This window comes from Variovorax sp. P1_H2 (assembly GCF_056405295.1).
The window spans coordinates 1-26159 of the sequence record NZ_JBFUCJ010000086.1; the positions used below are offsets into that span (position 1 = coordinate 1).

At 68.5% G+C, this 26159-nt stretch carries 18 protein-coding genes and 1 pseudogene; 10 read left to right on the plus strand and 9 right to left on the minus strand.

Translation table 11 applies throughout. From position 1 onward, the window contains the following. The 5 genes from AC1D2E_RS24725 to AC1D2E_RS24745 all read right to left on the minus strand — a co-directional run. Positions 1-1549, minus strand: a 1549-nt coding sequence (locus AC1D2E_RS24725) for an acyl-CoA synthetase (protein WP_478199850.1), incomplete at its 3' end; no start/stop codon positions are given. Positions 1550-1574: 25 nt separating this feature from the next. Next, complete coding sequence (locus AC1D2E_RS24730; protein ID WP_478199851.1) at positions 1575-2600, minus strand: alcohol dehydrogenase catalytic domain-containing protein; 1026 nt, start codon at positions 2598-2600, stop codon at positions 1575-1577. Continuing rightward, positions 2590-4278 carry a bifunctional 3-(3-hydroxy-phenyl)propionate/3-hydroxycinnamic acid hydroxylase gene (locus tag AC1D2E_RS24735; protein WP_478199852.1) on the minus strand — a complete coding sequence of 563 codons (1689 nt, stop codon included), beginning with the start codon at positions 4276-4278 and terminating at the stop codon, positions 2590-2592. The genes AC1D2E_RS24730 and AC1D2E_RS24735 overlap by 11 nt, the downstream gene beginning before the upstream one ends. Then, on the minus strand, positions 4275-5231 hold the full coding sequence (locus AC1D2E_RS24740) for a fumarylacetoacetate hydrolase family protein (RefSeq protein WP_478199853.1): 957 nt from the start codon (positions 5229-5231) through the stop codon (positions 4275-4277). The genes AC1D2E_RS24735 and AC1D2E_RS24740 overlap by 4 nt, the downstream gene beginning before the upstream one ends. Before the next feature lie 19 nt (positions 5232-5250). After that, positions 5251-6393, minus strand: coding sequence for a VOC family protein (locus AC1D2E_RS24745; RefSeq protein ID WP_478199854.1), 1143 nt, complete (start codon positions 6391-6393; stop codon positions 5251-5253). Between the two features lie 154 nt (positions 6394-6547). Here AC1D2E_RS24745 and AC1D2E_RS24750 point away from each other — a divergent pair, with 154 nt between their 5' ends. After that, on the plus strand, positions 6548-7273 hold the full coding sequence (locus tag AC1D2E_RS24750) for a TetR/AcrR family transcriptional regulator (protein ID WP_478199855.1): 726 nt from the start codon (positions 6548-6550) through the stop codon (positions 7271-7273). Between the two features lie 92 nt (positions 7274-7365). Continuing rightward, on the plus strand, positions 7366-10251 hold the full coding sequence (locus AC1D2E_RS24755; protein WP_478199856.1) for an AAA family ATPase: 2886 nt from the start codon (positions 7366-7368) through the stop codon (positions 10249-10251). A gap of 12 nt (positions 10252-10263) precedes the next feature. Here AC1D2E_RS24755 and AC1D2E_RS24760 read toward each other — a convergent pair whose 3' ends face one another. From AC1D2E_RS24760 to AC1D2E_RS24770, 3 genes and pseudogenes are all read right to left on the minus strand, one after another. After that, the gene (locus tag AC1D2E_RS24760; RefSeq protein WP_478199857.1) at positions 10264-10410 is read right to left on the minus strand and encodes a hypothetical protein; all 147 of its coding nucleotides are present in this window, start codon (positions 10408-10410) and stop codon (positions 10264-10266) included. A 598-nt stretch (positions 10411-11008) separates the two neighbouring features. Beyond that, positions 11009-11764 (minus strand): annotated as a pseudogene (locus AC1D2E_RS24765) (PAS domain-containing protein); the annotation flags it as partial. Continuing rightward, positions 11703-12653, minus strand: a complete 951-nt coding sequence (locus AC1D2E_RS24770) for a PAS domain-containing protein (protein ID WP_478199858.1) — start codon at positions 12651-12653, stop codon at positions 11703-11705. The pseudogene AC1D2E_RS24765 and the gene AC1D2E_RS24770, both read right to left, overlap by 62 nt. 721 nt (positions 12654-13374) lie before the next feature. Between AC1D2E_RS24770 and AC1D2E_RS24775 the strand changes: the two genes are divergently transcribed. Continuing rightward, positions 13375-13836, plus strand: coding sequence for a hypothetical protein (locus AC1D2E_RS24775; RefSeq protein ID WP_478199859.1), 462 nt, complete (start codon positions 13375-13377; stop codon positions 13834-13836). Between the two features lie 95 nt (positions 13837-13931). On the opposite strand, the gene AC1D2E_RS24780 is transcribed toward AC1D2E_RS24775, so the two are convergent. Then, positions 13932-14999, minus strand: coding sequence for an AI-2E family transporter (locus tag AC1D2E_RS24780; RefSeq protein ID WP_478199860.1), 1068 nt, complete (start codon positions 14997-14999; stop codon positions 13932-13934). 206 nt (positions 15000-15205) lie between these two features. Here AC1D2E_RS24780 and AC1D2E_RS24785 point away from each other — a divergent pair, with 206 nt between their 5' ends. From AC1D2E_RS24785 to AC1D2E_RS24815, 7 genes are all read left to right on the plus strand, one after another. Further along, positions 15206-15421: a hypothetical protein gene (locus AC1D2E_RS24785; RefSeq protein ID WP_478199861.1), complete on the plus strand. Its 216-nt coding sequence runs from the start codon at positions 15206-15208 to the stop codon at positions 15419-15421. 120 nt (positions 15422-15541) lie between these two features. Next, positions 15542-17068: an efflux transporter outer membrane subunit gene (locus AC1D2E_RS24790; RefSeq protein WP_478199862.1), complete on the plus strand. Its 1527-nt coding sequence runs from the start codon at positions 15542-15544 to the stop codon at positions 17066-17068. Between the two features lie 28 nt (positions 17069-17096). Then, entirely contained in the window at positions 17097-18230 is a 1134-nt protein-coding gene (locus AC1D2E_RS24795; protein WP_478199863.1) for an efflux RND transporter periplasmic adaptor subunit, read from the plus strand. Next, positions 18227-21319, plus strand: coding sequence for an efflux RND transporter permease subunit (locus tag AC1D2E_RS24800; protein WP_478199864.1), 3093 nt, complete (start codon positions 18227-18229; stop codon positions 21317-21319). The genes AC1D2E_RS24795 and AC1D2E_RS24800 overlap by 4 nt, the downstream gene beginning before the upstream one ends. A 102-nt stretch (positions 21320-21421) precedes the next feature. Further along, complete coding sequence (locus tag AC1D2E_RS24805; RefSeq protein ID WP_478199865.1) at positions 21422-23788, plus strand: DUF3141 domain-containing protein; 2367 nt, start codon at positions 21422-21424, stop codon at positions 23786-23788. 1 nt (position 23789) lies between these two features. Beyond that, positions 23790-24569, plus strand: a complete 780-nt coding sequence (gene fabI, locus AC1D2E_RS24810; protein ID WP_478199866.1) for an enoyl-ACP reductase FabI — start codon at positions 23790-23792, stop codon at positions 24567-24569. 58 nt (positions 24570-24627) lie between these two features. Beyond that, positions 24628-26094: a bifunctional enoyl-CoA hydratase/phosphate acetyltransferase gene (locus tag AC1D2E_RS24815; protein ID WP_478199867.1), complete on the plus strand. Its 1467-nt coding sequence runs from the start codon at positions 24628-24630 to the stop codon at positions 26092-26094. The last annotated feature ends 65 nt before the right edge of the window (positions 26095-26159 follow it).

The following is a 26159-nucleotide window of genomic DNA, read 5'->3' on the forward strand; positions in this document are numbered from 1 at the left end:
GCACATAGGCGACCGGCAGTTCGCCCGCATGCAAGTCGGGGCGACCGACCGCGGCGGCGAGTTGCACGGCCGGATGTCGGTGCAGCGGTTCTTCGATGCTCGCAGGGTCTATGTTGTGGCCGCCCCGGATGATGAGTTCCTTCTTTCGGCCGGTCAGGTAGAAGTAGCCATCCACGTCCTGTCGGCCGAGGTCGCCGGTGTTCATCCAGCGCCGGCCGTCGTCCAAATCCAGCCAGAGCCCTTTGTCCTGATCGGGGTCGCGATAGCCGGCAAACACGTTGGGACCGTTGATCGCGAGCACGCCTGCCTCGCCGATCGCGCAGTCGCGCACGTAGGCCCCTGTGTCGTCCAGGATGACGGCTTTCATGGCCTGCAAGGGCACGCGCAGGCCGATCGACCCGGCGCGCCGCTCTCCCAGCGGAGGATTGCAGGTGCTGACGCAGGTCCCCTCGGTCAGCCCGTATCCCTCCAGGATCTTCAGCCCCGTCAACGCCTGGAAGGAGCGCATCAGTTCCACCGGCATCGGTGCGGCCCCGCAGAGCCCGTATTCCAGCGAACTGAGGTCGCGGCCCTGCGTCGGCTGCTGCATCAGCGCCGCATAGACCGTCGGAACGCCACTGAAGAAATTGATCCGGTGGTGCTCGACCATCTCCCAGAAGTGCTTGATGACACCATCGCCGCGATAGCCCGAGGGTGTGCCGATGATCACGTGTGCGCAGCGTGAGAAGGGCAGCAATCCAGTGACCAGGACACCGTTGACATGGAAAAGGGGCAGACCACAGAAGAGGGTCTTCCCCGCCGAGATGCCATCGCCGAGGAACTGGCCGGTGCTCCACGCGTTGGCGACCTCGTTCCCGTGGGTGCGCATCGCGATCTTGGGCGTGCCGGTGGTGCCGCCGGTGCAGAAATAGGACGACCGGTCGCCGGGGCGGATCACACGCCCGCTGACGAGGCGGTCCACCGGCTGTGAGCGCAGCCCTTGCGCGAAGTCGTGCACACTGAAGCGGCCCCTTGTCTCGCTCGGAGCCACGCCCGCGACCTCGGGGACCTGACCGGCCAGGTCGACCAGCACGACGTGTTCGAGGCTGCTGACACGGCCGAGCAGCGGCTGCAGCCTCGACCACAGGTCCATGCCGGCAACGGGTGCCAGCGTGATCAGCACCTTCGCTTCGCCAGCGGCGAGCAGCTCGACGATGGCTGCGGGCTCCAGCATGGGATTGATCGCGAACGCGATGCCGGCCGCCTGGCCGCCCCAGACCGCCAGATGCGTCTGCGGCAGATTGGGCAACGCGAAGGCGACCACATCGTCGGCGCCGACGCCCAGCGCGTGGAGGAAGTTGGCCGTGGCCGTGATGCGAGAGAACAGCGTCTCGTAGTTCCAGACTTCTGGCCGCGCATGATCTTCGACGCGCGGGAAGAACGACAGCGCCGGCGCGTCGGGGTGGGCGCGCGCCGCGGCGCTGATCATCTCGTAGGTGCTGTTCGGCAGGAGGCCGTCGTGCTCGCTTTCGAGAGCGAGCAGGTCTGCGATGGAGGCGATTCCGTTCATGCTTTTCACCAAATTGACATTGGCGTCACGGCAGGAGGACCGCTCGGCCGAATTGGCCGGCCGACACGTGGTCGAACGCGGCGATGGCGTTGTCGAAGGGCACGGCGATGCCGATCGGCAGCGCGAGTCCTCGGGCTCGAACGCCCTCGGCGATCGCCTCGAGGGCATCGCGGTCGGGCTTGAAGATGGTCCAGGCATAGCTGGCCTTTGGCGCGCGCGAAGCGACGATGGCGCGGACCCGGTTCCAGTCGCGGCGACTGGCCCACGCCCCGCCCAGCCATCCCAGCCGGTCGAAGTTCGCGAGCAAGGGGTGCACCGTGGTCGCCTGGCCCATGGCGCCCGCGCCGAGCCGGGACGCGAGGCGAGCATCGTCGTCCCAGTTCGCGAAGTTCAGCACCACGTCGAAATCCGAGGGCAGGGACTCGATGCAAGCAGGGCTATGCTCGACGGCCACCTGGGCACCGAGGTCCACGCCGGCCTGGCTTTGGCCTCTCCCGCAAATCGCGGTGATCTCGCTACCCCAGTGGCGAAGTACCTGAATGGCCAGCCGTCCCAGGCCACCGCTGGCGCCGTTGATCAGCACGCGGGCCCCCTGCGCGCTCGACGGAGTGATACCGGTCGAGCGCAGGGCGAGCCACATCGTGGTGAACGAATAGGGCAGCACCGCGAGCGCGGTCGGATCCGCGTCGTGCGGCGCGGACAGCAAGAGGTCTTGCGGCACGACGACATGCGACGCATGCGCGCCGCCCGCCCGGCCGGTACCGAGCAGACCGAACACGCGCTGCCCGCGCGAGAAGCGAGTCACACCGGCGCCGATGTCTTCGACAACGCCCGCCACGTCGTTGCCGAGCACGAGCGGAAAGCGCGCCGCGCCCTTGAGCCCCAGCAGGCGACGGCCGTAGCCGGCCGCGCGCTTCACGTCGATCGGGTTCACCGAGGTAGCCTGTACTCGTACCAGCACGTCGGCAGTGCCGGGATAGGGCAGCTCGACGCTGCGCACGGTCAGGCGCGCTGGCGCGGCGGCCTCGGTGCACACCAGTTCACGCCGCATGGTGGGCCCCCTGCATGGGGTCGGCCGAAATCGGCAATGTCGTCGTCGGCGCCGGCGCCGGCGCCGCCGCGGACGGCGCGACGAGTTCGAGCGCTCGCCGCAGCATCGCCTCGCCCTCGGCTGCCGGCCCTTCGGCCAGCACGCAGCGGTCGGGCCTGACGATCGCGACCCAGCCAAGCGGAACCCGGCGTGGCAGCAGGGCCTCGTCCAGCGCCTCCAGCCGCTGCGCCGGCGGCGCGAGATGCTGGGCCTGCGATCGCTGGCACCATTGCCACACCCGTCCGCCCGCCGCTTGCCAGCGCTGCAGCAGTTCAGCCGGCAGCCTGCCCGACAGGTCCACGCCAAAGCCGATCAGCGCCCATTGCAGTCCCAGCGCGTCGTCGCTGAGGACCGGCCCGCCGCCGATGGCTGGCCGAACCCAGCCTTGCGCCAGCATGGCCCCGGCACGCAGCCGCTCGCCGCCGCGCACGCGCCAGAACAGGCCCCGGTCGAAGGTGTTCTGCGGCTTGACCTTCAGGTCCTCGAACAGCGCGCGGCCAGCCGGCAGCAGGCGCATGAGGCTCATCAGCCCGTGCACGGTGAACGCCGCGGCGCGGCTCTGCGGCATCACGATGGCACCGAGCATGCGCGCCAGGCGGATGATCTTCCTGGCGTGGGGCCGTCGCTCGGTGTCGTAGCTGTCGAGCACGCCCTCGTTCGCACGTCCCTGCACGACCCAGGCGAGCTTCCAGGCCAGATTGGCCGCGTCGCGCAGCCCGGCGACCAGGCCCTGGCCGGCGAAGGGCGGCGTGACGTGCGCGGCGTCGCCGGCGAGGAAGCAGCGCCCTTTGGAGAAGCGCTTCGCCTCGCGCGCATGGAAGCGGTAGACCGCCGTGCGTTCGATCCGGATGCGCTGGCTGTCGCACCAAGGCGCGAGCAAGCGCCGCACCGACTCCGGCCGCTCCATCTCTTCCGGCCGTTCGCCGGGGCGGAGCATGAACTCCCAGCGCTGCCGTCCGCCGGGAGCCACCATGCGCGGCGTCGGGCGCCGTGGGTCGCAGGTGAACTCGACATGGTCGATCGGGTCCGGCACGTCGAGCGCATCGACGATCAGCCAGTCCTGGTGGAAGCTGCGGCCTTCGAAGTCCAGACCCAGCGTACGCCGCACCAGAGAATTCGCGCCGTCGGTGCCCACCAGGTAGCGCGCACGCACATAGGTCTCATTGCCGACCGCGTCCTCCAGCCGTGCCTGGATGAACCGGCCATCGTCCACGAAGGCCGCGAGCTCGCTGCCGAGCCGCACCTCGATGCCCGGGTATTGCGCGAGCTTCTCGCGCAGCAGGCGCTCGAGCTCGGGCTGGTAGAAGGTGACGAGCGCCGGGTGGCCGTCGATGATGCCGGCGCTGTTGATGCGGGCGAAGCGGCCAAACAGCGGGGACCGGTACTGCACCTGCGGGATGGCGACGGTCTCGAACTCGCCGTCGCGCACACCAGCCAGCTGAAGTATGCGCAGCGCCTCGTTGTCGAGCGCGATCGCGCGCGGCTTCTCGAAGATGGTGGTCGCCTTGTCGATGGCCAGCACGCGCACGCCGTAGCGGCCGAGCAGATTCGCCAGCGCCGCGCCGACCGGGCCGAGGCCGACCAGCAGGATGTCGGTGTCGATCCGCGGCACCGTGGGATGGGAGGATTGCGTGTTCATGGCGCGGTGATGGCGGTGGTCTGTTCACCGAGGTCGATGGCGCCGTCGTCGGTGCGGATCGACGCGCTGATCTGGTCGCCCGGGCGCAGGTAGGCAGGGTTGGCGCGCCCCTTGCGGACGAACATCCGCCACTTGCCGGCGTCGCTGAGCAGATGCCTGGCAACGAACATCGCGGCCTTGCCGGGCGCGCGCGCGGCGCAGCCCGCCGGCGTGCCGGTGGCGATCAGGTCGCCGGGGAGCAGGTCCTGCAGCGCCGCAAGTTCGGTGAGCGTGGCCGCGGGGCCGTGGATCATTTCGGCGCAGTAGGCGTCCTGCCGCGTCTGGCCGTTGACCGCCAGGCGCATGCGCAGCGCGGGCCAGCGCGCCCATTCCTGCGGCGTCAGCAGCACCAGTCCGGGTCCGACCGGGCCGAAGCCTCGATAGCTCTTGCCCTTGTAGAACTGGCCCTGCGGCAATTGAACGTCACGTGCCGAAAGGTCATTGACGATCGTCACCCCCGCCAGCCACTGCGGCAGGTCGTCGGGGTCGATCTGGGTGCCGGCCGGCACCGGCCTGCGCAACACCAGGCCGAGCTCGATCTCGTAGTCGAGCAACTGCACATGCGCGGGGCGGACCACCGGCGCATCGGCCGCCGTGATGCTGGATGGTGCCTTGGTGAAGATCGTGTTGAAGGGGAAGTCTTCGATGCGCAGGCCTGATTCGGCGATGTGGCTGCGATAGTTGACACCCTGGCAGATGAACTGCTGGTGACGGGTCACCGGCGGCAGAAGCCGGACGCGCTCGAGCGGCACCACGGCCTGTGCCGCCTCGGTGGCCCACAGCAACTCCCAGTGGTCGGAGAGCAGCTCGCCGGTGCTGGGCACATCGACCTGCAGGGGCGCGATGAGGCGCTCGAATTGAACGCCCCATCGGGGCGTGCCGCCTTCGGCGTAACGAATGATCGTGCGTGACATGGGTATGGTTGGAGGAGAGTTAGAGCCAAGGGCGCGCGGGCGCATCGAGTGCCGCGCTCATGAGGTTCAGTCGCTGCGGCGTGATGGCCTTGCGACGCACGAGCTTCAGCACGTGCAGAAGGGTTCGCAGGTTCTTTCTCGGCTTCATCGAGGCGGGTGCGTCGGCGCCCCAGGCCCAGATGCCGCCGAATTCGAGCGGCGAGTAGGCGGTCTCGAAGTCCGCGGTGAAGACGTCGCTATCCGTGTAATGCTCGTACTCGAAGCCGTCAGGATCGAACCAGTAGTCGAAGAGCTGGCTGCCGAGCAGGTGGCGGCCGATGCCCCACATGTGCCGGTGCCCCTGGGCGCTCAGCACCTGCTGGCCCTGTCCCAGCGCATCCAGGTCCAGAACCTCGTAGGCGCTGTGCTCGAGCTTCTCCTCGATGCCGCCGACGATCACCAGCGTGTGGTGATCGGCCGGCTGATTGCCCAGGTCGAGGCGGCAGAAGGCAAGACTGGGACTGCCGTCGGCGAGGTACTGCACGTCGGTGGGAATAGCCCCGAGCACGCGCAGGTACCACTCGGCCATGCGTGCAAAGTCCACCGTTTGCAGGACCACGTGGCCGAGCCGCACCACGCGCGCGGGCTCGATGGGCGTGCGCACCGTGCGATTCACCCGGGGCGTGTCTTGTGCCGTGTTCGTGCTCGGCGTGACGGCCTCGCGCAGCGGCAGCGGCCCGAGACGCCGCTGATCCTGCAGCAGCCAGACGCTGCGGCCGCTGGGGTCGAACAGCTCCACGCCGCGGCCGCCCGAGGGCAGGCGGTCGAGCGGCAGCCAGCGCGCCCCCATCTGCTCCACGTAGCGGCACAGATCCGTGTCGGCCGACATCAGGAACGCGGGGCCGATGAAACGATCCTGCCGGCCGGCTTCCGCGATCGCAATGCAGGGCGCGGTCCCCGCACCTCGGGCCACCAGACGCTCCGGTGTGGCGCTGACGATATGAAAGCCGAAGTCGCGCCAGAAGCGTTCGGTCGGCGCCAGCCGGCGCTTTTCCCAGCGCAGGAAGGCCAGTTGGATGGCGCGCCCGAGGGCGGGCGGCCGGGGCAGTCGTTGGACATCGGCGGGCAGTCGGCTTTCGGGTGTCGACTCGGGCTGCCGAAGCACGGCGGTGATGCTAGTCACGGGTGGGGCTCCCTTCAGAACGTGTAGTGGTGGCCGAGCAGGAACCTTCGATCGAGTGGAGGTGGTGCCGACAAGTGAATATTCATAATAACAAATGTGTCATCATGACAATACTGTCGTTTATACTTAGTCAAGCTCTGGGCACAATCCATCCATGCAAACGCAAGACCACCGCCAGCGAGTCGCAGCCGAGCGCCGCGACCGCATGCGTGCCCGCCTGCTCGCCAGTGCGATGAAGCTCGTCGCGGAAAAGGGTCCGGCGGCGACGTCGATCGACGATGTGATCTCGGCCGCCGAGGTGTCGCGGGGCACGTTCTACAAGTACTTCCCGTCGCCCGACGCGCTGGTGCGCGAGCTCGCCATCGAGATCGCCAATGAGCTGATCGGAATGGCCGAGCCCGTGGTGCGCAGCTACGCCGATCCGGCTGAGCGCGTGTCGAGTGGCATTCGCCTGGTGTCCAGGCTCGCCATCGACCACCCGCTGGCCGCCGCATTCCTGGTCCGCCTCGGATGGCCAGACGCACGAGGCCCGAACATCGTGCTCGAGTTCGTGGAGCGGGACCTGATCGAGGGCATCCGGCAGGGTCGGTTCACGCCCATGCCGATCGCATTGGCCCTCAACATCGTGACGGGTGCCGTCCTTGGCGCGACGCATCGCATGCTCGAGCCGGGTTGCGAGAGCGACTTCGCCGAACAGAGCGCCGCCGCCGCGCTGCGCGGACTGGGCCTGGAGGCGAAGAGCGCCCAGCGCATCGCCAACAGCCCGTTGAAGCCGGTCGAGGTTCTTTCGGCGCGTTTGCTCACCGAGACCTCGGAGATCCCGGCGCCAGACGTTGTCAAGACGACCCGGCACGTGGTCGGGCGTCGAAAGGTCGCTTGAGACTCGCTGGCCTCGGGCAACGACGTGACTTGAGTCACCGGCCCATCGATAATTCGTTCCCGACCTCTCGCACGACGCACGTGGCTCACCCGGTGTCCATCTTGAATCCCGTTCGGATCAGCTTCGACGCGTTCGATCTCGACGAGGCGAACGCCTGCCTGCTGCGCAACGGAAAGGCCGTCGCGCTCGCGCCCACGCCCTTCAACCTGCTGTGCGCGCTGGCGCGCCAGCCGGGCGCGCTGCTGACGAAGGACGCGCTGCTCGATGCGGTGTGGGGCCACCAGTTCGTCAGCGAATCGGTGCTCAAGACCGCCATCAGCGACCTGCGCACGGTGCTCGGCGACAACCCGCGCGAGCCGCGCTTCATCGAGACCGTGTCGCGGCGCGGCTATCGCTTCATCGCGGTGCCGGCGGCCGCGCGCCCGGCACCGCATCTCGCCGCGACGCCGGTGGCGACGGGCCCGCGGCCGTCGCCGTCGTTCATCGGCCGCGCGGACGCGAGCGCCCGGCTGCAGCAGGGGTGGGATCAGGCCTGCAGCGGGGAGCGCGCGGTGGTCTGGGTCGCCGGCGAACCGGGCATCGGCAAGACCACACTGATCGAACACTTCGTGGCCAGTCTCGGCGGCATCGCCTGCGCGCGCGGGCAGTGCGTGGAGCACTACGGCACCGGCGAGCCATACCTGCCGGTGCTGGAAGCGCTGGCCGAGCTGTGCCGCGGCGACCGCACGCTGCCGGCACTGCTGCGCAGCGTGGCGCCGACCTGGCTGCTTCAGTTGCCGTGGCTGAGCACCTCAGAAGAACGCGACGCGCTGCGGCGCGAGTTGGCCGGCGTGGGCCCGGACCGCATGCTGCGCGAGATGGCCGAGCTGCTCGACCGCTACACCGAGCAGCGTCCGCTGCTGCTGGTGACGGAAGACCTGCAATGGAGCGATCGGGCGACCATCCAGCTGATCGACTACGTCGCGCGGCGCCGCGGGCGCGCGCGCCTGATGTGGTTGTCGAGCTTCCGGCTGGCCGAGGTGATCGCACAGGACCACCCGCTCAACCCGCTGCGTCACGAGCTGCGTCAGCACCGGTTGTGCCAGGAGGTGGTGCTCGATCCGTTCTCGGAGACCGAGGTCGCCGACTGCATCGCGCAACGCTCGGCCTCGCTCGCGCGCGACGAGGCATTCGTGCGTGCGCTGCACGAGCGCACGGACGGCGTGCCGCTGTTTGTCTCCTCGGTCGTCACCGAGGTGATGGAACGCACGACGGACGACGCGGCGGTGGAGGCTCGGCTCGCGGCGATGGCCGTGCCGGAAAACCTGGCGGCCATCATCGACCACTACATCGCCAGGCTGGGCAGCGAGCCGCGCGCCCTGCTCTCGGCGGCGGCCGTCTGCGGCGTGGAGTTCCGTGTCGACACGCTGGCGCTCGCCCTGGAGCGCGACGTCGCATCGGTGGCCCATGCCTGCGAGGACCTGGTGCGCGAGCACGTGTGGCTCACCGCGCCGCGCGCAGGTAGAGGCGACGAAACGGCCGAGCTGCCCTACGCGTTCCGGCATGCGCTGTTCCGCCAGGTGCTGTACGACCGCACGGCGTCCTCGGCCCGCACGCACCTGCACCGCAAGGTCGGCGCGGCGCTCGAACGGGAGCGTTCGGCCGGCGTGCCGGTGGCCGCCGCCGAATTGGCCATGCACTTCGACCGCGGGCGGCAGCCGATGACCGCACTGCGCTACTACGCCGAGGCGGCGGAAGCTGCGCTGCTGCACTTGAGCCCGGCCTCGTGCACCAGCCTCACCGAGCGCGCCTCGGCCCTGCTCCAGCAGGCACCGGAGGGGGAAGAGCGCAACGCGCTCGAGATCGTGGTCGCGACGCTGCACGGCGTAGCGGCCTTTCAATCGCTCGGCGTCGGCAGCGACACGAGAAACGCCTTCGAACGCGCGTACGCGCTACTGCAGGGCCTGCCCGAGCACGCGATGCGCGGGCGGCTGCTGCACGGCTTCGGCTACGTGCTGAGCCTGCGCGGCGAATATGCGCAGGCGCTGGTGGTGGCGCAGCGCGCCGAGGCGCTCGCGTCCGGATCGAACGATCCGGTGCTGATGCTGGCCGCGTGCATTGTGCATGGCGAGGTGCATCAGCTGCAGGGCCGGCCGCAGGCGGCGCTCGACTGGATCGAGCGCGGGCTCGCCATCGCCGAGCCGCTCGACCTCGCGGCCGGGGAGATCTTTGTCGCCGATCCGCAGGTGACGCTGCTTGGGATGCTGGCCATCGAGTTTGTGCATCGTGGCCTGGTCGAGCAGGCCCGGATGCATGTGCAACGCTCGCACGACCGCGCGCGCGCGCTGCGACAGCCGATGACACAGCTTGTCGCCACCTGGCACGAGGCGCTGCTCGAGGTGCGCCTGGGCAACGCCGAACGGGTTGCGGCTCTGGCCGACGAAATGCAGGCGCTGGTCGATGAGTTCTCCCTGGCGCAGGGCCGGACGGCGTGCCGCTGGTACCGAGGTTGGGCAGAGGCCTTGAACGGTGCGCCGCTCGAGGGCCATCGCCGGATCCGCGAGGCCTGCGAAGAGAACGCCCGGCTCGGCATGCGCTCCGGCGCCAGCGAGGTGTTGGGCTATGCGGCGCAGGCCCTGCTGCTGGCCGGCGATCGGGATGCGGCGCAAGCCCAGCTCCGGGAAGCCCTGCAGGTCGCGGACGAACTGGCCGAGCGGGTGTACTTGCCGCAGCTGTGGCTGCTGGAGGCGGCGATCGCACGTGCGCAAGGCCGGGCCGACGCCGGTGGCGCCTCGGTCCGGCGCGCGCTCGAGGAGGCGCGGGCACAGGAAGCGCCCTGGCTCGAGCTGCTCGCGCTCGTCGAACTGTGCGAGCACCACGAGGCGACGGCCGCGGAGCGGGGCGCCCTCGCCGCGCTCGTCGACCGGTTGCCCGAAGCCGGCGACACCGTGCCGGTGCGGCGTGCGCGTTCAATCCTGCAGGCCTTGAAGCCGGCCTGACACCGGGATCGATCAAGCGGTAGTGGCCAGCGGCGGCAACTCCGAACGCGCGAGCGTTCGCGCTTCCTCGCGATCGACACCCAGCGCAGTGAGAAGCAGCTCGGCGGTGTCGGAGCCGATCTCGCGCCAGGTGCCGTGGCCGTCGAGCACCGGCAGCATCGCCGCCAGCCACGTTCGAGCTGTCGTGCCGCGACACGATCGTCAGGAGGCGAGGGCGGTCGCCGACGGCGCTCATGGCCTCGATCGCATTCACGATCAGATTGAGGAGTACCTGCTGCAGCTGGATCCGGTCGCCCGGCACACGCGGCAGCGTCCGCTCGAGCTTCGTCCGCAGCGCGATGCCGTGGCTGCGCGACTCGTGCTCCGTCAGCACGAGCACTTCCAGGAGTTCCTGGTTGATGTCCAGGATGTCCTTGCGCACCACTTGGCGCTTGGTCAGCGCGCGGATGCGTGCGATGACGTCGCGCGCGCGCTTGCCGTCGGCCGCGATGTTGTCGAGCGCCGCCCGCGCTTCCGCGATGTCAGGCGGCTCGGCGGCGAGCCAGCGCGCGCACGCGCCGGCGCTGGTGATCATTCCCCCCAGGGGCTGGCTCACCTCATGGGCGATCGAGGAGGTCAGCTCGCCCAGCGTTGTCAGCCGCGACACGTGTGCGAGTTCGGCGCGAGCCGTCTGCAGCGCATGGTCTTGCTGCCGCTGCCTCTCCTGCGCGAGCTTGCGCTCGGTGATGTCGCGGGCCAGCGCCAGGTAGAACATGCGGTCTCCCTGACGGAACATGCCGCTGCGGATCTCGACAGGGAACACGCTCCCGTCGCGGCGACGATGCTGGGTCTCGAACGTGATCGTCTCGCCGGCGCCGGCCCGCTCCGCGAGCCGCGAAATGGACTGCTCGTCGAGCGCCGCATCGAAGTCGCGGGGCTGCATGCCGATCAGCTCCTCGCGGGCGTAACCGAGACCTTCGCACGCCTGGCGGTTCACGTCGATCACGGTCCGCTGGTCGTCGAAGAGGAAGAAGGCGTCCGTTGCGCGGTCGACGAAGGTGCGAAAGCGCGCCTCGCTCGCGCGCAGTTCCTCCTCGGCCCGCCACAGGTCCGTGATGTCCTGCATCACGCCGAACTGGCGATCCGGGCGGGTGGATTCATCCCACGTCACGTCACCCTGGCTGTGGACCATGCGCAGCGTGCCGTCGGGGCGCACCACGCGGTACTCCACGTCGTAGCGAGGACCGCCCCGCAAGGCAGCCTCGCTGGCTGCGGCGGCCTTGGCCCGGTCGTCCGGATGGATGAGGCTCAGCCAGCGTCCATGCCATTGCGGCAGGTCGACGGGCTCCACGCCGAAGATGCGGCTGGCCTCGTCCGACAGAGAGACATGCCCCGTGCGGAAGTCGCGCTCCCACCACCCGACATGTGCGATGCGCTGCGCCGCTTCGAGCCTGCGCTCGCTTTCACGGAGGTTACCTATTGCCAGGAAGCTGCTCAGGGCATTGACGAGACGCCCGCAGATCTCCCGGAACAAGCGCTGTTCGTCGTCGGTCCACGTGCGCGCCTGGGAGCACTGGTGCAGGCAGAAGAGATAGGGGTGATCGCCCTTGGGATGAAGCGCCATGGCCATGTGCGAGCGGATCGCGTAGCGATCTGCCAATGGTGCCGGCAGCGTCAGCACGGCATCGCTCGAGGACTGCGCGGCGGTGAAGAGGGCCGCCAAGTCGGCATCGCTGGCGATCCGTCCATGAGGCCAGGCCTGCCGGGCACGGCGGCCGCGCGCGCTCCATGTCGGCACGCCACGTCGCGAGCTGGCGATCGCAGGGATGGACGAGCCACGCACGGTCACAGGCGAAGATGTCGATGGCCGCATCCAGTACGTCGCTGAGCATCCTTTCGAGGTCTTGGCTTCCCTGGATGGCGCGGCCGATACGGTCCATAGACTGCAGAAACTCCAGGTGTGCCCGGTGCTGCGCCTCAGCGCGCTTGCGCTCCGTGACGTCACGCCCGACACCCCGGTAACCCAGGAAGCGACCGTCTCCGTCGAAGACCGGGAACCCGGAGACGGACACATACCGCCTCCCGCCGCCGGCCGTCGGGCGGGAAAGCTCGAAATCGCGGAACGGCAGATGCGCGGCAAGCGTCGCACGGTGCCGGCGCCACTCCTCCTCGTCCGGCTCGAGGTAGGGCACTTCCCAGCGGGTCTTGCCGAGTTCGGAGCCCGGTGCGGGCGCGTTGAAGACCGTGGGGGCGAAATCCTGCCGCGTGAAGCGGTGCTCGGCGTCGGTCTCCCAGTACACGTCGAAGGACAGTTGCACCAGCGTTCGGAAGCGCTCCTCGCTTGCGTGGAGCGCCTGCTCCAGGCGCTTGCGCTCGACGTTGTCCCGGGCAGGGGACTCCTGCGACACGCGCTTGCTCTTCATGCATAACCTCCTAAGCAGGACGGTAAGGGGCGCATCCCCTGCAAAGGCTGATTCTCGCGGGGTTTCGAGTGGCGGTGTGCCCGCGCCTATCAAGGAAATCCCGACAAAACGGGCACAGATTGGCGACCTTTACCAGGCGATAGCGAGGCGTCTCTTGCCGACACTTCCGAGGTATTTGCTTTGACGCAACTCGATGTGCCTGAGTCGATCGCCATCGGTTCTCACGACATCGACCCTAGGGTCAAGGATATGTTCCTCCGCCGTTGTTTTATTCATACGACAGCTTTCGGGATATCGATGAATTGACCGCTCAATGTCCCTCGTTTGACACGCGCTCAATGGACTGAGACATAGAGTTCGATGGCCGAGTTCTTGAAAACAGGGGGAGAAGTCGACGTGCCAATGAAACTCCTCACGCGGCTCTGTGCAGCTGAGGTACCAATCCAAGTTTTCGACCAGGACGAGATCGAGAAGCTGTCAGTACTAAGGTCTGCGGCCTTGGTGGAAGCAGAGATCCCTCCGGTGCTTGTGAAGGATGGAGGTTGCCGGTACATGGGACCTGCGATCCTTCGGAAGGTGACCGATGAAGGTCACGCTGCAGCAAGGACGCACGAGCGAAGGGAGTCCGCGGATTAGAACTGGAGCCGGCGAAATTCCTTCTCCACTAAGACTCCCGTTGGGGGTCCTCTCCCTGCGCATTTCGAAAAAAGTAACTCCTCCAATGTCTAAACTTGACTTGCCCGCACAGGCGACCGCGGTACGTAGCATGCTTGCCACCCATGGGATTCGCCGCGCGCTGGCAATTCTCAATGGCAGAACGCAGTATCGATATACGGCCATCTACAAGTTGAGCGGCGATTCGTTGCGGGCAGAGCACGTCTTCGACCGTTTGTCTGAATACCGCACCTGGCTGAAAGCGGTTCCTCTAGAGAAGAGCTTTTGCCAGCACGCGATCGAGATGGGCGAGTTTGCGACAAGCCACGTCTCCAAGGACAAGTCCCTCGTCAGCTACCGCCCCTTTGTGGGGATGGTCGAGTCGTACTATGGGCGGCTGCTGACACGTGATTCCGGAACACCCTACGGCACGTTCATCCATTTCGATCTGGAGCCGCGCAGCATCGATGCGGAGGAAGTCGAGCTTCTTCAACAAGTGATGCCGTACTTTCTCGAGTATCTCGAGTGAGTCGGTTCGAGCGAGCAAGCGGCGAGCCGCCGGAGATCGCCTCCGATCGGGCATCGCGCCGCGCTGACGGGCTGGCTCTGCGCGTGCCTCCGCGCTCAGCGTCCATCGCCTGGTAGTCGCAACGCAGGGCCGCCCTCGCGCACCCGCTGCTCCCAAGGCTCCAGGGCCAGGGTGAGCAGCACCGGGCCGATCACCAGCCCGGCCAGGCCCAGCACGCCGAAGCCGCCGATGCAACCCATCAACACCCAGACGAACGGCAGCTGCATCCCGCTTCGCGCCACCATGGGCCGCACCAGCTTGTCGCCGCACAGCAGGACCGCGCAGCCCAGCAGCAGCGACAACAGTGCCGTCGTGGGCGCTTCCTTCAGCGCCAGTTGCACCGCCATCGCGGCCACTGCCCCGTAGCCCAGGAACGGCACGGCGGCCAGCGAACCCGTGATCGCGGCCCAGAGCAGCGCGCGCGGTGCACCGGCGATTCCGTACGCCAGTGCGGTCGCGAGGCCGTCGAACAAGGCCACGGCCACCATGCTGTTCACCGAGGCGCGCACCGCGCGCGTGGCGATCTCCACATACCTTTCGGCCCGGTCGCCGACGGCCTCACGCAGCCCGCGGGTCAACTCGCGCTTCAGCGACGCGCCTTCCTGGTAGAGGAAAGCCAGCTGCAGAATCGCGAACGCGACGATCAGCGCATGCCGGGCCGTGAACTGTCCGAGCGCCTGCGCCCAGCCGAGAAGTGCGGAGGGATCGGCGCGTTGCGTCAGCACCAGCAGCGCACCCGGATGGACGAGCTGGCTTTGCCAGCGTGCGGCCAGCCAGGGCCCCACGACGGGGGCGTTCGCCAGCCATTCGGGCACCCCAAACCCCCGGCTGTCGGCGGCCGCGAGGCCCAGCAGCAAAGCGTGCGCCTCGCTCAGCAGCGCCCAGCAGGCGAAGAGCATCGGTGCCAGCACGAACACCGTGATCGCGCCGGTGAATATCGCAGCGCCCGCGCTCTTGCCGATGCGGCTCGGCAAGCGCTCCCTGAAGGAGGCATAGAGCGGCCAGCTCGCGATCGCGGTCACGCAGGCCGCCAGCAGGGCCTCGATGAAGTCGTGCACGACCCAGATGGACAGGACGACGATGGCGGCGGCAAGCAGCCGCCCGGGTGTGAGCTTGAGATTCATGTGCCGGGCCCCGCGGGGGCGGGCGGTAGTGGTAGTTATGGGCGGTGATGCTAGAGACGCCAGCCGGCGGAGTCGTCAGCGACAGGTCGGGATTGCGTCGCGTCTGCATGCGAGCGCAGTCTCGACCGTTCGTCGACCTTTCGCTGACGACTCGACCCGAGGATGGGCCTACGCTGACGCCGAACTTCTCCCATCCACAAGCTGCCATGGTGCTGAACCCTGAATCCAAATACCCGAACCGCCGGGCCTACGTGTTGAAACTGCGCAGCGACGCCACCCCCGAGGCGTTCGCGGGCCGCCTCGAAAACCTTGTCACCGGGCGCCAACTCGAATTTGCGAGCGCCCGCGAGTTGCTGCGTTCCATCGCCAGCGAGCTCGAGGCCGGGGCCACCGAGCGCCCGGCCGACGACTCGGCCGAATGAGCGCCGCGCCGGGCCGTCCGGCGACCGCGCGCATGGCGACCGAACGCCGACGCAACGCTGACGACTTCGAGCGCATCGCGCCCTACGCTCACACCCTCGAATCCACACGAGTCCACTCCGATGCCACTTCCATCAGCCCTTTCGCCATCCCACAAGGCCAAGCAGAAGCCCCCCCCGCCGGCCCAGCGGCCGGCCGGTCTCTTCGTCGCGGCAGCGCTGGCCGCAGCGATCGCCCTGGTGTCCACCGGCTGTTCCACGCCGGCCGCCCATCCGGCTGTCGACGTGCCGGCGCAGTTCGCCGCGAGCACGCCCTCCGACGTCGAGCCGGAGGCCGCCTGGTGGGAAACTTTTCACGACCCGGTGTTGACCGACCTGGTGCGGCGTGCCGAGCGAGAGAACCGCGACGTCAAGATCGCCGCCGAGCGCTTGCGGGCCGCGCGTTCTGGCGTGACGGTCAGCCGATCCTTCCTGATGCCCAGCGTCAGCGCCGTCGGCTCGGGGATCGATCGCAGCAGCGGCTACGGCGACGCCGTGAAGAAGTTGCAGCCGGACACCAAGACCGGTAGTGCCGGCCTCGACGTCGCGTGGGAAATCGACCTCAGCGGTCGCCTGCGTGCGGGCGCGGCCGCGGCCGCGGCGGACGCGCTGGCGGTGGAAGACGGCTTGCGCGGCGTGCGCCTGCTGGTGATGACCGACGTCGCCAGCAACTACTTCACGCTGGTGGGCGCGATGCGCCAGCTCGACACCCTGCGCGCGATCTCCGCGGCCCGTGACGAGACCCTGCGCCTGGTGAAGGCGCGCCAGCGCGCCGGCCTCGCGACTTCGTTCGACGTGGAGCGCGGGCAGACCGAGGCCGAGACTGCGCGCGCACAGATCCCTCCGCTGGAGACGATTGCGGCAGTCTCGCGACATCGCATTGCCGTGCTGATCGGCGACCAGGCCTTCAATGCCGCGCAGGTCGAGCCTTGGCGCGGCGAGGTGGTCCTGCCCCAGGCCCAGCCGGGACAGCCTGCCGCGCTGCTGCAGCGCCGGCCCGATGTGCTCGCCCTGATGGCCCAGCTGGATGCGGCCAACGCGCGTCGCCAGCAGGCCGCAGCCGAATGGTTTCCGCGGCTCTTTCTCGACGCGTCGTTCGGCCGTCAGAACGTGGAGTTGAACGGCATCGGCCTGGGCGCCGCCCGCTACACCAACGTGGCGGCCCTGCTCGCGATGCCGATCTTCAACGCGGGGCGCACGCGTGCGACCAATGAAATCGCCGAGAGCGGCCAGCGCGAAGCGCTGCTGCGCGCCGAGGATGGCATGGTGCGTGCGCTGGAGGACGTGGAGAACGCCCTGGTCGCGCTCTCCTCGGAACGGCAGCGCTCGCAGTCGTTGCAGACAGCCGCCGCTTCCGCGGAATCGGCCCTCGGCCGCGCCCAGTCGCTCTACGACCGCGGCCAGATCGACCTGCTGCCGCTGCTGGATGCGCAGCGCTCGCGCCTGGCGGTGCGGCTGAGCGCCAACGACAGCGACACGCAGCTGCTGCTCGACAGCGTGCAGCTCTACAAGGCGCTGGGCGGGGGCTGGCAGGTGTTCGAGCCTGCCGCCCAGCCCGCAGCGCAAACCACCTCCTCCGCCGCCGGTGCCACCCAGGCGTCGCATTCCTGAAACCCGTCGCCTTCAACGAGGTACTGTCTTGAAGAACTCTCTTGCCGCGGTCATCGCCTTGCCGATCGCCGCGATGCTCTCCGCATGCAGCCCGGACAAGCCGCCCATCGAGGCGCCTCGGCCGGTGCGCATCTCCGAGATCCGCTACGACGCCGCCCGCGAAGCCAACCGCTACGCAGGCACCGTGCAATCCCGCTACGAAGTCGACCAGGCCTTCCGCGTGGGCGGCAAGGTCGCCCAGCGCAAGGTCGATGTCGGCCAGTTCGTGCACGAAGGCGACATCCTCGCGGTGCTGGACGACAGCGACTACCGACTGGCCGAGGAGGCCGCGCGGCAGCAATGGTCGGCTGCCGTCACGCAGGCCCGCCAGGCCGAATCGGATCGCAAGCGCCTGGGTTCGCTGAAGGCCGACGGCTCGGTCAGCGTGGCCGACGACGAGCACGCCCACAGCGGCTCGGAGACGGCGCAGGCGGCCCAAGAGGCGCAGGCGCGCCAGCTCGAGCTCGCGCGCAACCGCCTGAAGTACACCACGCTGCGCGCCTCGCGCAGCGGGGTGGTCACCGCGGTGCGCTTCGAAGCGGGCCAGGTGGTCGCCGAAGGACTGCCGATGGTCGCGATCGCCGACCCCGGCACGCCGGAAATCGTCATCGACGTGCCCGAGGACCAGCTGGCGACGTTCAAGGCGGCGCGCTTCAAGGCCTCGCTGGCGAGCGCGCCGGCCGACTTCTTCGAGGTCTCGCTGCGCGAGATGTCGCCGCAGGCCGCCGCGCAGACACGCACCTATCGCGCCCGGCTGAAGCCGGCTGGCGCTCGGCCCCTGCCGCTGGGCGCGACGGCCACGCTGGTGACCGACCGGGCGATGTCGGAGACGCCGCTGGCGTCCCTCCCGGCCAGCGCGCTCACGCAAGTCAGCGGCCAGCCTGCGGTGTGGGTGGTCAAGCACGCCGCCAAGGAGCCGGTGGGCAGCGTCGAACTCTTGCGCGTGACGGTGCACGGCTACCGCAACGACGAGGTGCTGGTGTCCGGCCCGCCGGCCGGCGAGCAGGTCGTCACCGCGGGGGTGCAGAAGATGGCGCCCGGATTGAAGGTCGCGCTGCCCGGCGCGGCGCTGGCTGAAGCCAAGCTCACGCAGCTCGACACGACGCAGCAGGCCGCCCGATGAAAAGCTTCAACCTCACCGAATGGGCGCTCGGGCATCGCGCCGTGGTGCTCTTCCTGATCATCGTGGTCTCGATCGCGGGCGTCTTCAGCTTCTCGAAGCTCGGCCAGCTCGAGGACCCCAAGTTCTCCGTGCCGTCGATGACGGCGACCGTGATCTGGCCCGGCGCGAGCGCACAGCAGATCCAGGACGAACTCCTGAACCGCATCGAGAAGAAGTTCGAGCAGCTCGACCACTTCGAGAAGGTCGTCACCTTTGCGCGCCAGGGCTACGGCGGCATGACGATCACCGTGAAGGGCGGCACCTCGCACAAGGACCAGCAGGAAGCCTGGTACCAGGCGCGCAAGAAGTTCTCCGACCTCAAGCTCGAACTGCCCGACGGCGTCGTCGGCCCGATCTTCAACGACGAGTTCGGCGACGTCTACTCCCTGCTCTACGCCGTCAAGGGTGACGGCATCGGGCACGCGGAGCTGTCGGACATCTCCGAGGACATCAAGCGCCGCCTGCTCAAGGCGCCCTACGTGAAAAAGGTCGACCTCCTGGGCAAGCAGGACCAGAAGGTGTACGTGGAGTTCTCCAACCAGCGCCTGGCCACGCTCGGCATCACGCCGCTCGCGATCGCCGAGAGCCTGAAGAGCCAGAACGCCATGATGCCCGGCGGCTCCATCGACACGAAGGACGACCGCGTGTTCGTGCGCGTGAGCGGCCAGTTCACGAATCTGGACGACATCCGCAACGTGCCGGTCTCCGCGGGGGGCCGGACGATCAAGCTCGGCGACATCGCGACAGTGACGCGCGGCTTCCAGGACCCGCCGACCTACACCATCCGCCACAACGGCCAGGACGTGCTGATGGTCGGCATCGTGATGACCGACGACGGCAACGTCGTCGAGCTCGGCAAGGCCGTGGAAGACGCGGTCGCGAAGGTGCAATCCGAACTGCCGCACGGCGTGGAGCTGGAGCGCGTCGCCGACCAGCCCACCACCGTGAAGGATTCCGTATGGGAATTCGAGCGCTCGCTGATGGAAGCGCTCGTGATCGTGATGGCGGTGAGCCTGCTGAGCCTGGGCTTTCGCACTGGCCTGATCGTCGCCATCTCGGTGCCGCTGGTGCTCGGCGTGGTCGCCATGGTGATGCTCGCGATGGGCTGGAACCTGGAGCGCATATCGCTCGGCTCGCTCATCATCGCGCTCGGTCTGCTGGTGGACGACGCGATCATCGCGATCGAGATGATGGTGGTGAAGATGGAAGGAGGGTGGGACCGCGCGAAGGCGGCCGCCTTCTCCTATTCCGCTACCGCCATGCCCCGCCTTTCGGGGGCCCTCATCACGGTCGCGGGCTTCATGCCGATCGGCTTCGCGCACTCCACCACCGCCGAATACGCGGGCGGCATCTTCTGGATCGTGGGCATTGCCGTGGTGTTCTCGTGGCTCTGCTCGGGCATGATCGTGCCCTACCTCGCGGTGAAAATGCTGCCGAAGGACTTCGGCAAGAACCACCACGGCGACCCCTACGGCACGCCCTTCTACCGCAAGCTGCGCGGCTGGATCGACTTCGCGCTGGACAAGCGCTGGCTGATCATCGCCGTGACGGGGGGCGCCCTGGTGCTCGCGCTGGCCGGCATGAAGTTCGTCCCGCAGCAGTTCTTCCCGAACAGCGAGCGCCCCGAACTGATCCTCGACCTGCGCTTGAAGGAAGGCTCGTCGTTCCAGGCAGCGACCGAACAGGTCAAGCGCATGGAAGCGGTGCTGAAGAAGGACGAGGAAGTGCGCTTTTTCACCGCCTACACAGGCGCAGGCGCGCCGCGCTTCTACCTCGCGCTGTCGCCCGAGCTGCCCAACCCCGGCTACGCCCAGTTCATCGTGATGACGAAGGACATGGAAGCGCGCGAACGTGTGCGTTTGCGGCTGATGGCCACGGTCGACAAGGACTTCCCGCAGGCCTGGGTTCGCGTCACCCGCCTCGAGATGGGTCCCTCAGTGGGCTATCCGGTGCAGTTCCGCGTGGTCGGCCCCGACACGCAGAAGGTGCGCGAGATCGCCCGCCAGGTCGAACAGGTCATGTCCTCGAGCCCGAAGGTGCGCGACGTGCAGTTCGACTGGAACGACCCGGTCCGCACGCTCAAGGTCGACCTCGATCAGGACAAGGCCCGTGCGCTGGGTCTTACGCCCTCCGACGTGAATCTCGTCACCCAGAGCGTGATGAACGGCGCGACCCTGTCTCAGCTGCGCGAGCACGAGAACCTGGTGGACATCGTCGCGCGTGCCGTGCCGAAGGAGCGCCTGGACCTGGACACGCTGAAGGACGTGAACATCTACACGCGCGCCGGCACCGTCGTGCCGCTGTCCGAAGTGGCGAAGGTGAAGTACGAGCTCGAAGAGCCCGTGCTGTGGCGGCGCAACCGCGACATGGCCATTACCGTGCGTGCCGACGTCAAGGACGGCGAGCAGCCCGTGTCCGTGACGAAGGAAATCGAGCCGCTGCTCAAGGACATCGAGGCGAAGCTGCCCGCCGGCTACCGCGTCGACACGGGCGGCGCCGTGGAAGAAAGCGAAAAGGCAAACAAGGCCCTCGCCGCCGTGGCGCCGGTGATGGTGCTCACCATCCTGCTGATCCTCATGCTCCAGCTGCAGGACTTCTCGAAGATGGCGATGGTGTTCCTCACCGCCCCGCTCGGACTGATCGGCGTGGTCGCAGCCCTGCTGGCGTTCCGCGCCCCGCTCGGCTTCGTGGCGATCCTGGGCATCATCGCGCTCGGCGGCATGATCATGCGCAACTCGGTGATCCTGATCGACCAGGTGCGCATCGAGATGGAGGAAGGCCGCGACGCCTGGAATGCCATCGTCGATGCCGCCCTGCACCGGACGCGCCCCGTGGTGCTGACCGCCGCCGCCACCGTGCTCGCGATGCTCCCGCTCACGCGCAGCGTGTTCTGGGGCCCGATGGCTCTCGCGATCATGGGCGGCCTGACCATCGCCACGGTGCTGACCATCTTCTTCGTGCCCGCCCTGTACGCGGCGTGGTTCAAGGTCCGCCGCGCGCCGGCCGGCAGCACCGACGCGGCTCCCGGTCACGTGGTGCTGGCTTCCTGAGATCACGGCCATGGCGCGGCGCCCCATCCTCACCGACGAAGACCGGCCGGGTCTTCCACATCGACTCCCAAACGAACTGACCTCCAACGAAGGAACGATCCTATGAAGAATCCAGCGAAACAGCTTGCCGAGAGTCAGGAAATCTCGAAAGAGGTGGCCAAGGCGTTCGAACTCCGGGCTACGGTGGCCGCGGAGCACCTGGCCGATCGCGTGCGGCAAGCAGGCGATCGGCAGCTGGCGGCCTTGGTGAAGAAACCGCTGCTGCCCTGGCAGGCCGGGGTGGACGCCGCGCAATACGGCGTCGACTTCGCCCAGCGCTCGGTGCTGCTCTGGGACGGGCTGCGCCAGCGCGGCAACAACTTCATCGAGCACGAGCGGCAAGGCCTGCCGCCGATGCTGCACTTCGCGCACGAGATGGTCATGGACGGGCGCACGATGGAGCGTCCGGTCAATTACGCGCTGCTGCGCATCGTGCCGCCGGATGGCGTGAAGGTGGATGTGCGCCGCCGTCCCTACCTGATCATCGATCCGCGGGGCGGCCACGGTCCTGGCATCGGCGGCTTCAAGGAGGACTCGGAAGTGGGCGTCGCCCTGGCCGCCGGCCACCCGGTGTACTTCGTCGTCTTCTTCCGCGATCCCGAGCCCGGCCAGACGCTGCTGGACGTGTGCAACGCCGAGCGCGAGTTCGTGCGGTGCGTTCGCGCGCTCCATTCCGATGCGCCGAAGCCCGCGATCGTCGGCAACTGCCAGGGCGGCTGGGCCGCGATGATGCTGGCCGCGGCCAATCCCGACGACACCGGCCCGCTCGTCGTCGTGGGCGCACCGATGTCCTACTGGGGCGGCGCCTGGAGCGAAGGCGCGGGCGACAACCCGATGCGCTATGCGGGCGGGCTGCTCGGCGGCAGCTGGCTTGCCTCGCTCACCTCCGATCTCGGCGCGGGCAAGTTCGACGGCGCCTGGCTGGTGCAGAACTTCGAGAACCTGAACCCGGCCAACACCTTCTGGGACAAGTACTACCACGTCTTCGCCAACGCGGACACGGAGCCCGCGCGCTTTCTCGAGTTCGAACGCTGGTGGGGCGGCTACTTTCTGCTGAACCGCGAGGAGATCGAGTGGATCACGCAAAACCTGTTCGTCGGCAACAGGCTCTGGGCGGGCGAGCACTCCGGCGCCGGCATGGGATTCGACCTGCGCGACGTCAAGGTGCCGATCGTGCTGTTCGCCTCGCTGGGCGACAACATCACGCCGCCGCAGCAGGCCTTCAACTGGGTCGCCGACGTGTACGGCAGCACCGAGGAGATCAAGGCGCGCGGCCAGGTGATCGTCGGCCTGATGCACCAGGACATCGGCCACCTGGGCATCTTCGTGTCCGGGCGGGTGGCGAAGAAGGAGCACGCCCAGATCGTGTCGGCCCTGCAGTCCATCGAGACGTTGCCGCCGGGCCTGTACGGGATGGAGATCGCGGAGCAGACGGATGACGCCGGCAAGACCCTCTATGACGTGAGCTTCGTCGAAATCCGGCTCGAAGACGTCGTTGCGCGACTGAACCGCTACCGCCGCGAGGACGAGAAGCCGTTCCAGGCCATGAAGGCGGTCTCGGAATTCAACCAGCGCGCCTATGAGCTGTTCGGCCGCCCGGTGGCACAGGCGCTGTCCAGCGAGGCCGGTGCGGCCCTGGGGCGTGCGTTCCACCCGCTGCGCTTCCAGCGCTGGGCGCTGTCCGACCTGAACCCGTTCACCTGGTGGCTGGCGCCGGCGGCGCAGCAGGTGAAGGCCGCGCGCCAGGCAGTCGCGCCGGACCATCCCCTGCGGCAGCTCGAGTCGACCGGTTCGGCACTCATCAGTGCCTCGCTCGACGGCTGGCGCGCCCTGCGCGATGCGATGGGGGAAGCTGCCTTCTTCCAGGTCTACGGCAACATGTTTGCCCTTTATGGCGGCGATCAGGGCATCGGCGACGAGCCGCAGGCGCAGCCGTTGAACCCGCGCGATCTGCCCTTCGTGAAGCGGGCGCTCGCCGCCATCGACCAGGGCGGGTATGCCGAGGCGCTGGCGCGTGTCGCTTTCCTGATGGCGCATGAGGACACGCCGCTGCCGCTGTCGCGGCTGCACCTCGCCCACGAACTGATCGCGGACTACGGCGACCTGCTGCCCCAGCTGCCGCTCGAGGAAATACGCCGCATCGGCGGTGAGCAGGACATCATCGCCCGCTACGAACCAGAGCAGGCACTGGCCACGCTGCCCGTCTYGCTGGCGCGCCCGCAGGACCGCAAGCGGCTGCTGACGCTGCTGGAGCGCGTGCTGGCGGACCGGCGGGTACAGCGTATCGTGCCTTCGGCCGAGCAGACGGCGATGCTCGCGCGCATCCGCAGCCTGCTGGTCCCGGTCGTGCCGGCGATCGCCGCGCCCGCGACGCCTTCTGCACCGTCGACGCGTGTGCGGCGCCGGACCGCGGCAGCCAGGAGAGCCTGACATGGACGTCCAATCCCAATCGCTGCTCGCCGGCCGCAAGGGCCTCGTGGTTGGCATCGCCAACGAGCACAGCATTGCCTACGGCTGCGCGCGCGTGTTCCGCGCATGCGGCGCCGAACTCGCCGTGACCTGGCTGAACGACAAGGCCCGCCCGCACGTCGAGCCGCTGGCGCAGGAACTCTCCGCCGCCATTTCCATGCCGCTGGACGTGGAGCAACCGGGTGCGATGGAAGCCGTCTTCGATGCCGTCCGGCAGCGCTGGGGGCGCCTCGACTTCGTGCTGCACTCGATCGCCTTCGCCCCCTCCGCCGACTTGCACGGGCGGGTGGCCGACAGCTCCCCCGAGGGCTTCGCCCGCGCGATGGACATCTCGTGCCACTCGTTCGTGCGGATGGCGCGCCTGGCCGAACCGCTGATGCACGAGGGAGGCGCGCTGCTGACCATGAGCTACCTGGGCGCGGCCGAAGTCGTGCCGCACTATGGCGTGATGGGGCCGGTGAAGGCCGCGCTCGAAGCTTCGGTCCGCTACCTCGCCACCGAGATGGGCCCGCGCGGCATCCGCGTCAACGCGGTGTCGCCGGGGCCGATCCGCACGCGCGCGGCCTCCGGCATCCCCGGCTTCGACGACCTGATCGAAGACGCACGCTGCCGGGCGCCCCTGCCGCGCGAGGTCGAGATCGACGACGTGGGCTCGCTGTGCGCGTTCCTCGTGAGCGGTGCGGCCCAGGCGATCACCGGCGACGTCCATTACGTGGACGGCGGCTTCCACATCCTTGCATGACCAACGACCCCAAGGCGAAAGAATCGTGTCCTCTACTTCCCATTCCCATGAACTGACGATGCTGCGCAACCGAACCTTTGACGAGATCGCCGTGGGCGATCGCGCCACCATCGAGCACACGTTGAGTGCTGCCGACATCCAGCTGTATGCGGCGATCACGGGCGACATCAACCCGCAACACACCGACGCCGAGTTCGCCGCCTCCACGCCATACCAGAGCGTCATCGCCCACGGTATGTGGGGTGCTTCGCTGATCTCGACGCTGATTGGCACCTGCCTGCCCGGGCCGGGAACGGTCTACCGCGCCCAGACGCTCGAATTTCGGGCCCCGGTGCGGGTGGGCGACACCCTGTCCGTCACGGTGACGATCACCGCGCGTGACGAGACGACCCACGGCGTCGTCCTCGACTGTGCTTGCATCAACCAGCACGGCCAGCAGGTGATCACCGGCGTTGCCACCGTGAGCGCGCCGACGCAACGCTTCGAGCGCCCGCGCGGCAGCCTGCCGCAGGTGGGCATCGCGCCATCGCACGAAGATGACCTGACGCGGCTGATCGAGCGCGTGCGGCCGTTGGGGCGGCTGCGCATGGCGGTGGTGTACCCCTGCGATGCGGTGAGCCTTTCCGCCGCGCTCGATGCCCATGCCGCCGGCCTCATCGACCCGGTGCTGGTCGCGCCGCGCGAGCGCCTGCAGGCCATCGCCCGACAAGCCGGCCTGGAGATCGGGGAGCTGCCCGTCGAGGACGTCGCGGACAGCCATGTCGCGGCCGTGCGCGCGGTCGAGATGGCGCTCCAGGGCCAAGTGGACGCCCTCATGAAGGGCAGCCTGCACACCGACGACCTGATGTCGGCCGTGGTGGCCAGCAAGCTGCGCACCGGTCGCCGCATGAGCCATTGCTTTGTCATGCAGACGCCCGCCTACCCGCGCCCGTTCATCATCACGGACGCCGCGATCAACATCGCGCCGACGCTTCCGGACAAGCTCGACATCGTGCGCAACGCGGTGGACCTCGCGCATGCATTCGGGGTCGCACGGCCGCGCGTCGCCGTCCTCGCCGCAGTCGAGACGGTCAATCCCAACATGCCCGCCACACTGGACGCCGCGGCGCTGTGCAAAATGGCCGACCGGGGCCAGATCGAGGGCGCTTTGGTGGACGGGCCCTTGGCCTTCGACAACGCCGTGTCCGCTGCCGCCGCGCGCGTCAAGGGCATCGTGTCGGAGGTCGCGGGCGCCGCCGACATCCTGGTCGTCCCGGACCTGGAAAGCGGCAACATGCTCGCCAAGCAGCTGGAGCATCTCGGCGGAGCGGCCAGCGCCGGCATCGTGCTCGGCGCGCGCGTCCCGATCGTGCTCACCAGTCGGGCCGACCCGCGCGAGTCCCGCATCGCATCCTGCGCCGTGGCCCTGGTCGCCGCGCGCGGGATCGCGCAAGGTGCGGGTGCCGTGCGGGATCCTTCCCTGTCGGCGGTGGCCCGGGCGGTGGCGCCCGCCGCTCCCGCGGCCAGCCTGGAGTTGCAGCCATGAGTGCCGCCACGCTGCAGCCCGCCACGCGGGAAGGCGCCGTCGGCCGTCCTGACCAGGAAGCTCCC

Bases quoted from the DNA above. Each gene is read 5' to 3' on its own strand.
- AC1D2E_RS24815 (WP_478199867.1), top strand. From the start codon at position 24,628: ATGCTGCGCAACCGAACCTTTGACGAGATCGCCGTGGGCGATCGCGCC.
- AC1D2E_RS24740 (WP_478199853.1), bottom strand. From the start codon at position 5,231: ATGTCACGCACGATCATTCGTTACGCCGAAGGCGGCACGCCCCGATGG.
- AC1D2E_RS24750 (WP_478199855.1), top strand. From the start codon at position 6,548: ATGCAAACGCAAGACCACCGCCAGCGAGTCGCAGCCGAGCGCCGCGAC.
- AC1D2E_RS24760 (WP_478199857.1), bottom strand. From the start codon at position 10,410: ATGCTGCCGGTGCTCGACGGCCACGGCACCTGGCGCGAGATCGGCTCC.
- AC1D2E_RS24730 (WP_478199851.1), bottom strand. From the start codon at position 2,600: ATGCGGCGTGAACTGGTGTGCACCGAGGCCGCCGCGCCAGCGCGCCTG.
- AC1D2E_RS24770 (WP_478199858.1), bottom strand. From the start codon at position 12,653: ATGAAGAGCAAGCGCGTGTCGCAGGAGTCCCCTGCCCGGGACAACGTC.
- AC1D2E_RS24785 (WP_478199861.1), top strand. From the start codon at position 15,206: ATGGTGCTGAACCCTGAATCCAAATACCCGAACCGCCGGGCCTACGTG.
- AC1D2E_RS24780 (WP_478199860.1), bottom strand. From the start codon at position 14,999: ATGAATCTCAAGCTCACACCCGGGCGGCTGCTTGCCGCCGCCATCGTC.
- AC1D2E_RS24800 (WP_478199864.1), top strand. From the start codon at position 18,227: ATGAAAAGCTTCAACCTCACCGAATGGGCGCTCGGGCATCGCGCCGTG.
- AC1D2E_RS24735 (WP_478199852.1), bottom strand. From the start codon at position 4,278: ATGAACACGCAATCCTCCCATCCCACGGTGCCGCGGATCGACACCGAC.
- AC1D2E_RS24775 (WP_478199859.1), top strand. From the start codon at position 13,375: ATGTCTAAACTTGACTTGCCCGCACAGGCGACCGCGGTACGTAGCATG.
- AC1D2E_RS24790 (WP_478199862.1), top strand. From the start codon at position 15,542: ATGCCACTTCCATCAGCCCTTTCGCCATCCCACAAGGCCAAGCAGAAG.
- fabI (WP_478199866.1), top strand. From the start codon at position 23,790: ATGGACGTCCAATCCCAATCGCTGCTCGCCGGCCGCAAGGGCCTCGTG.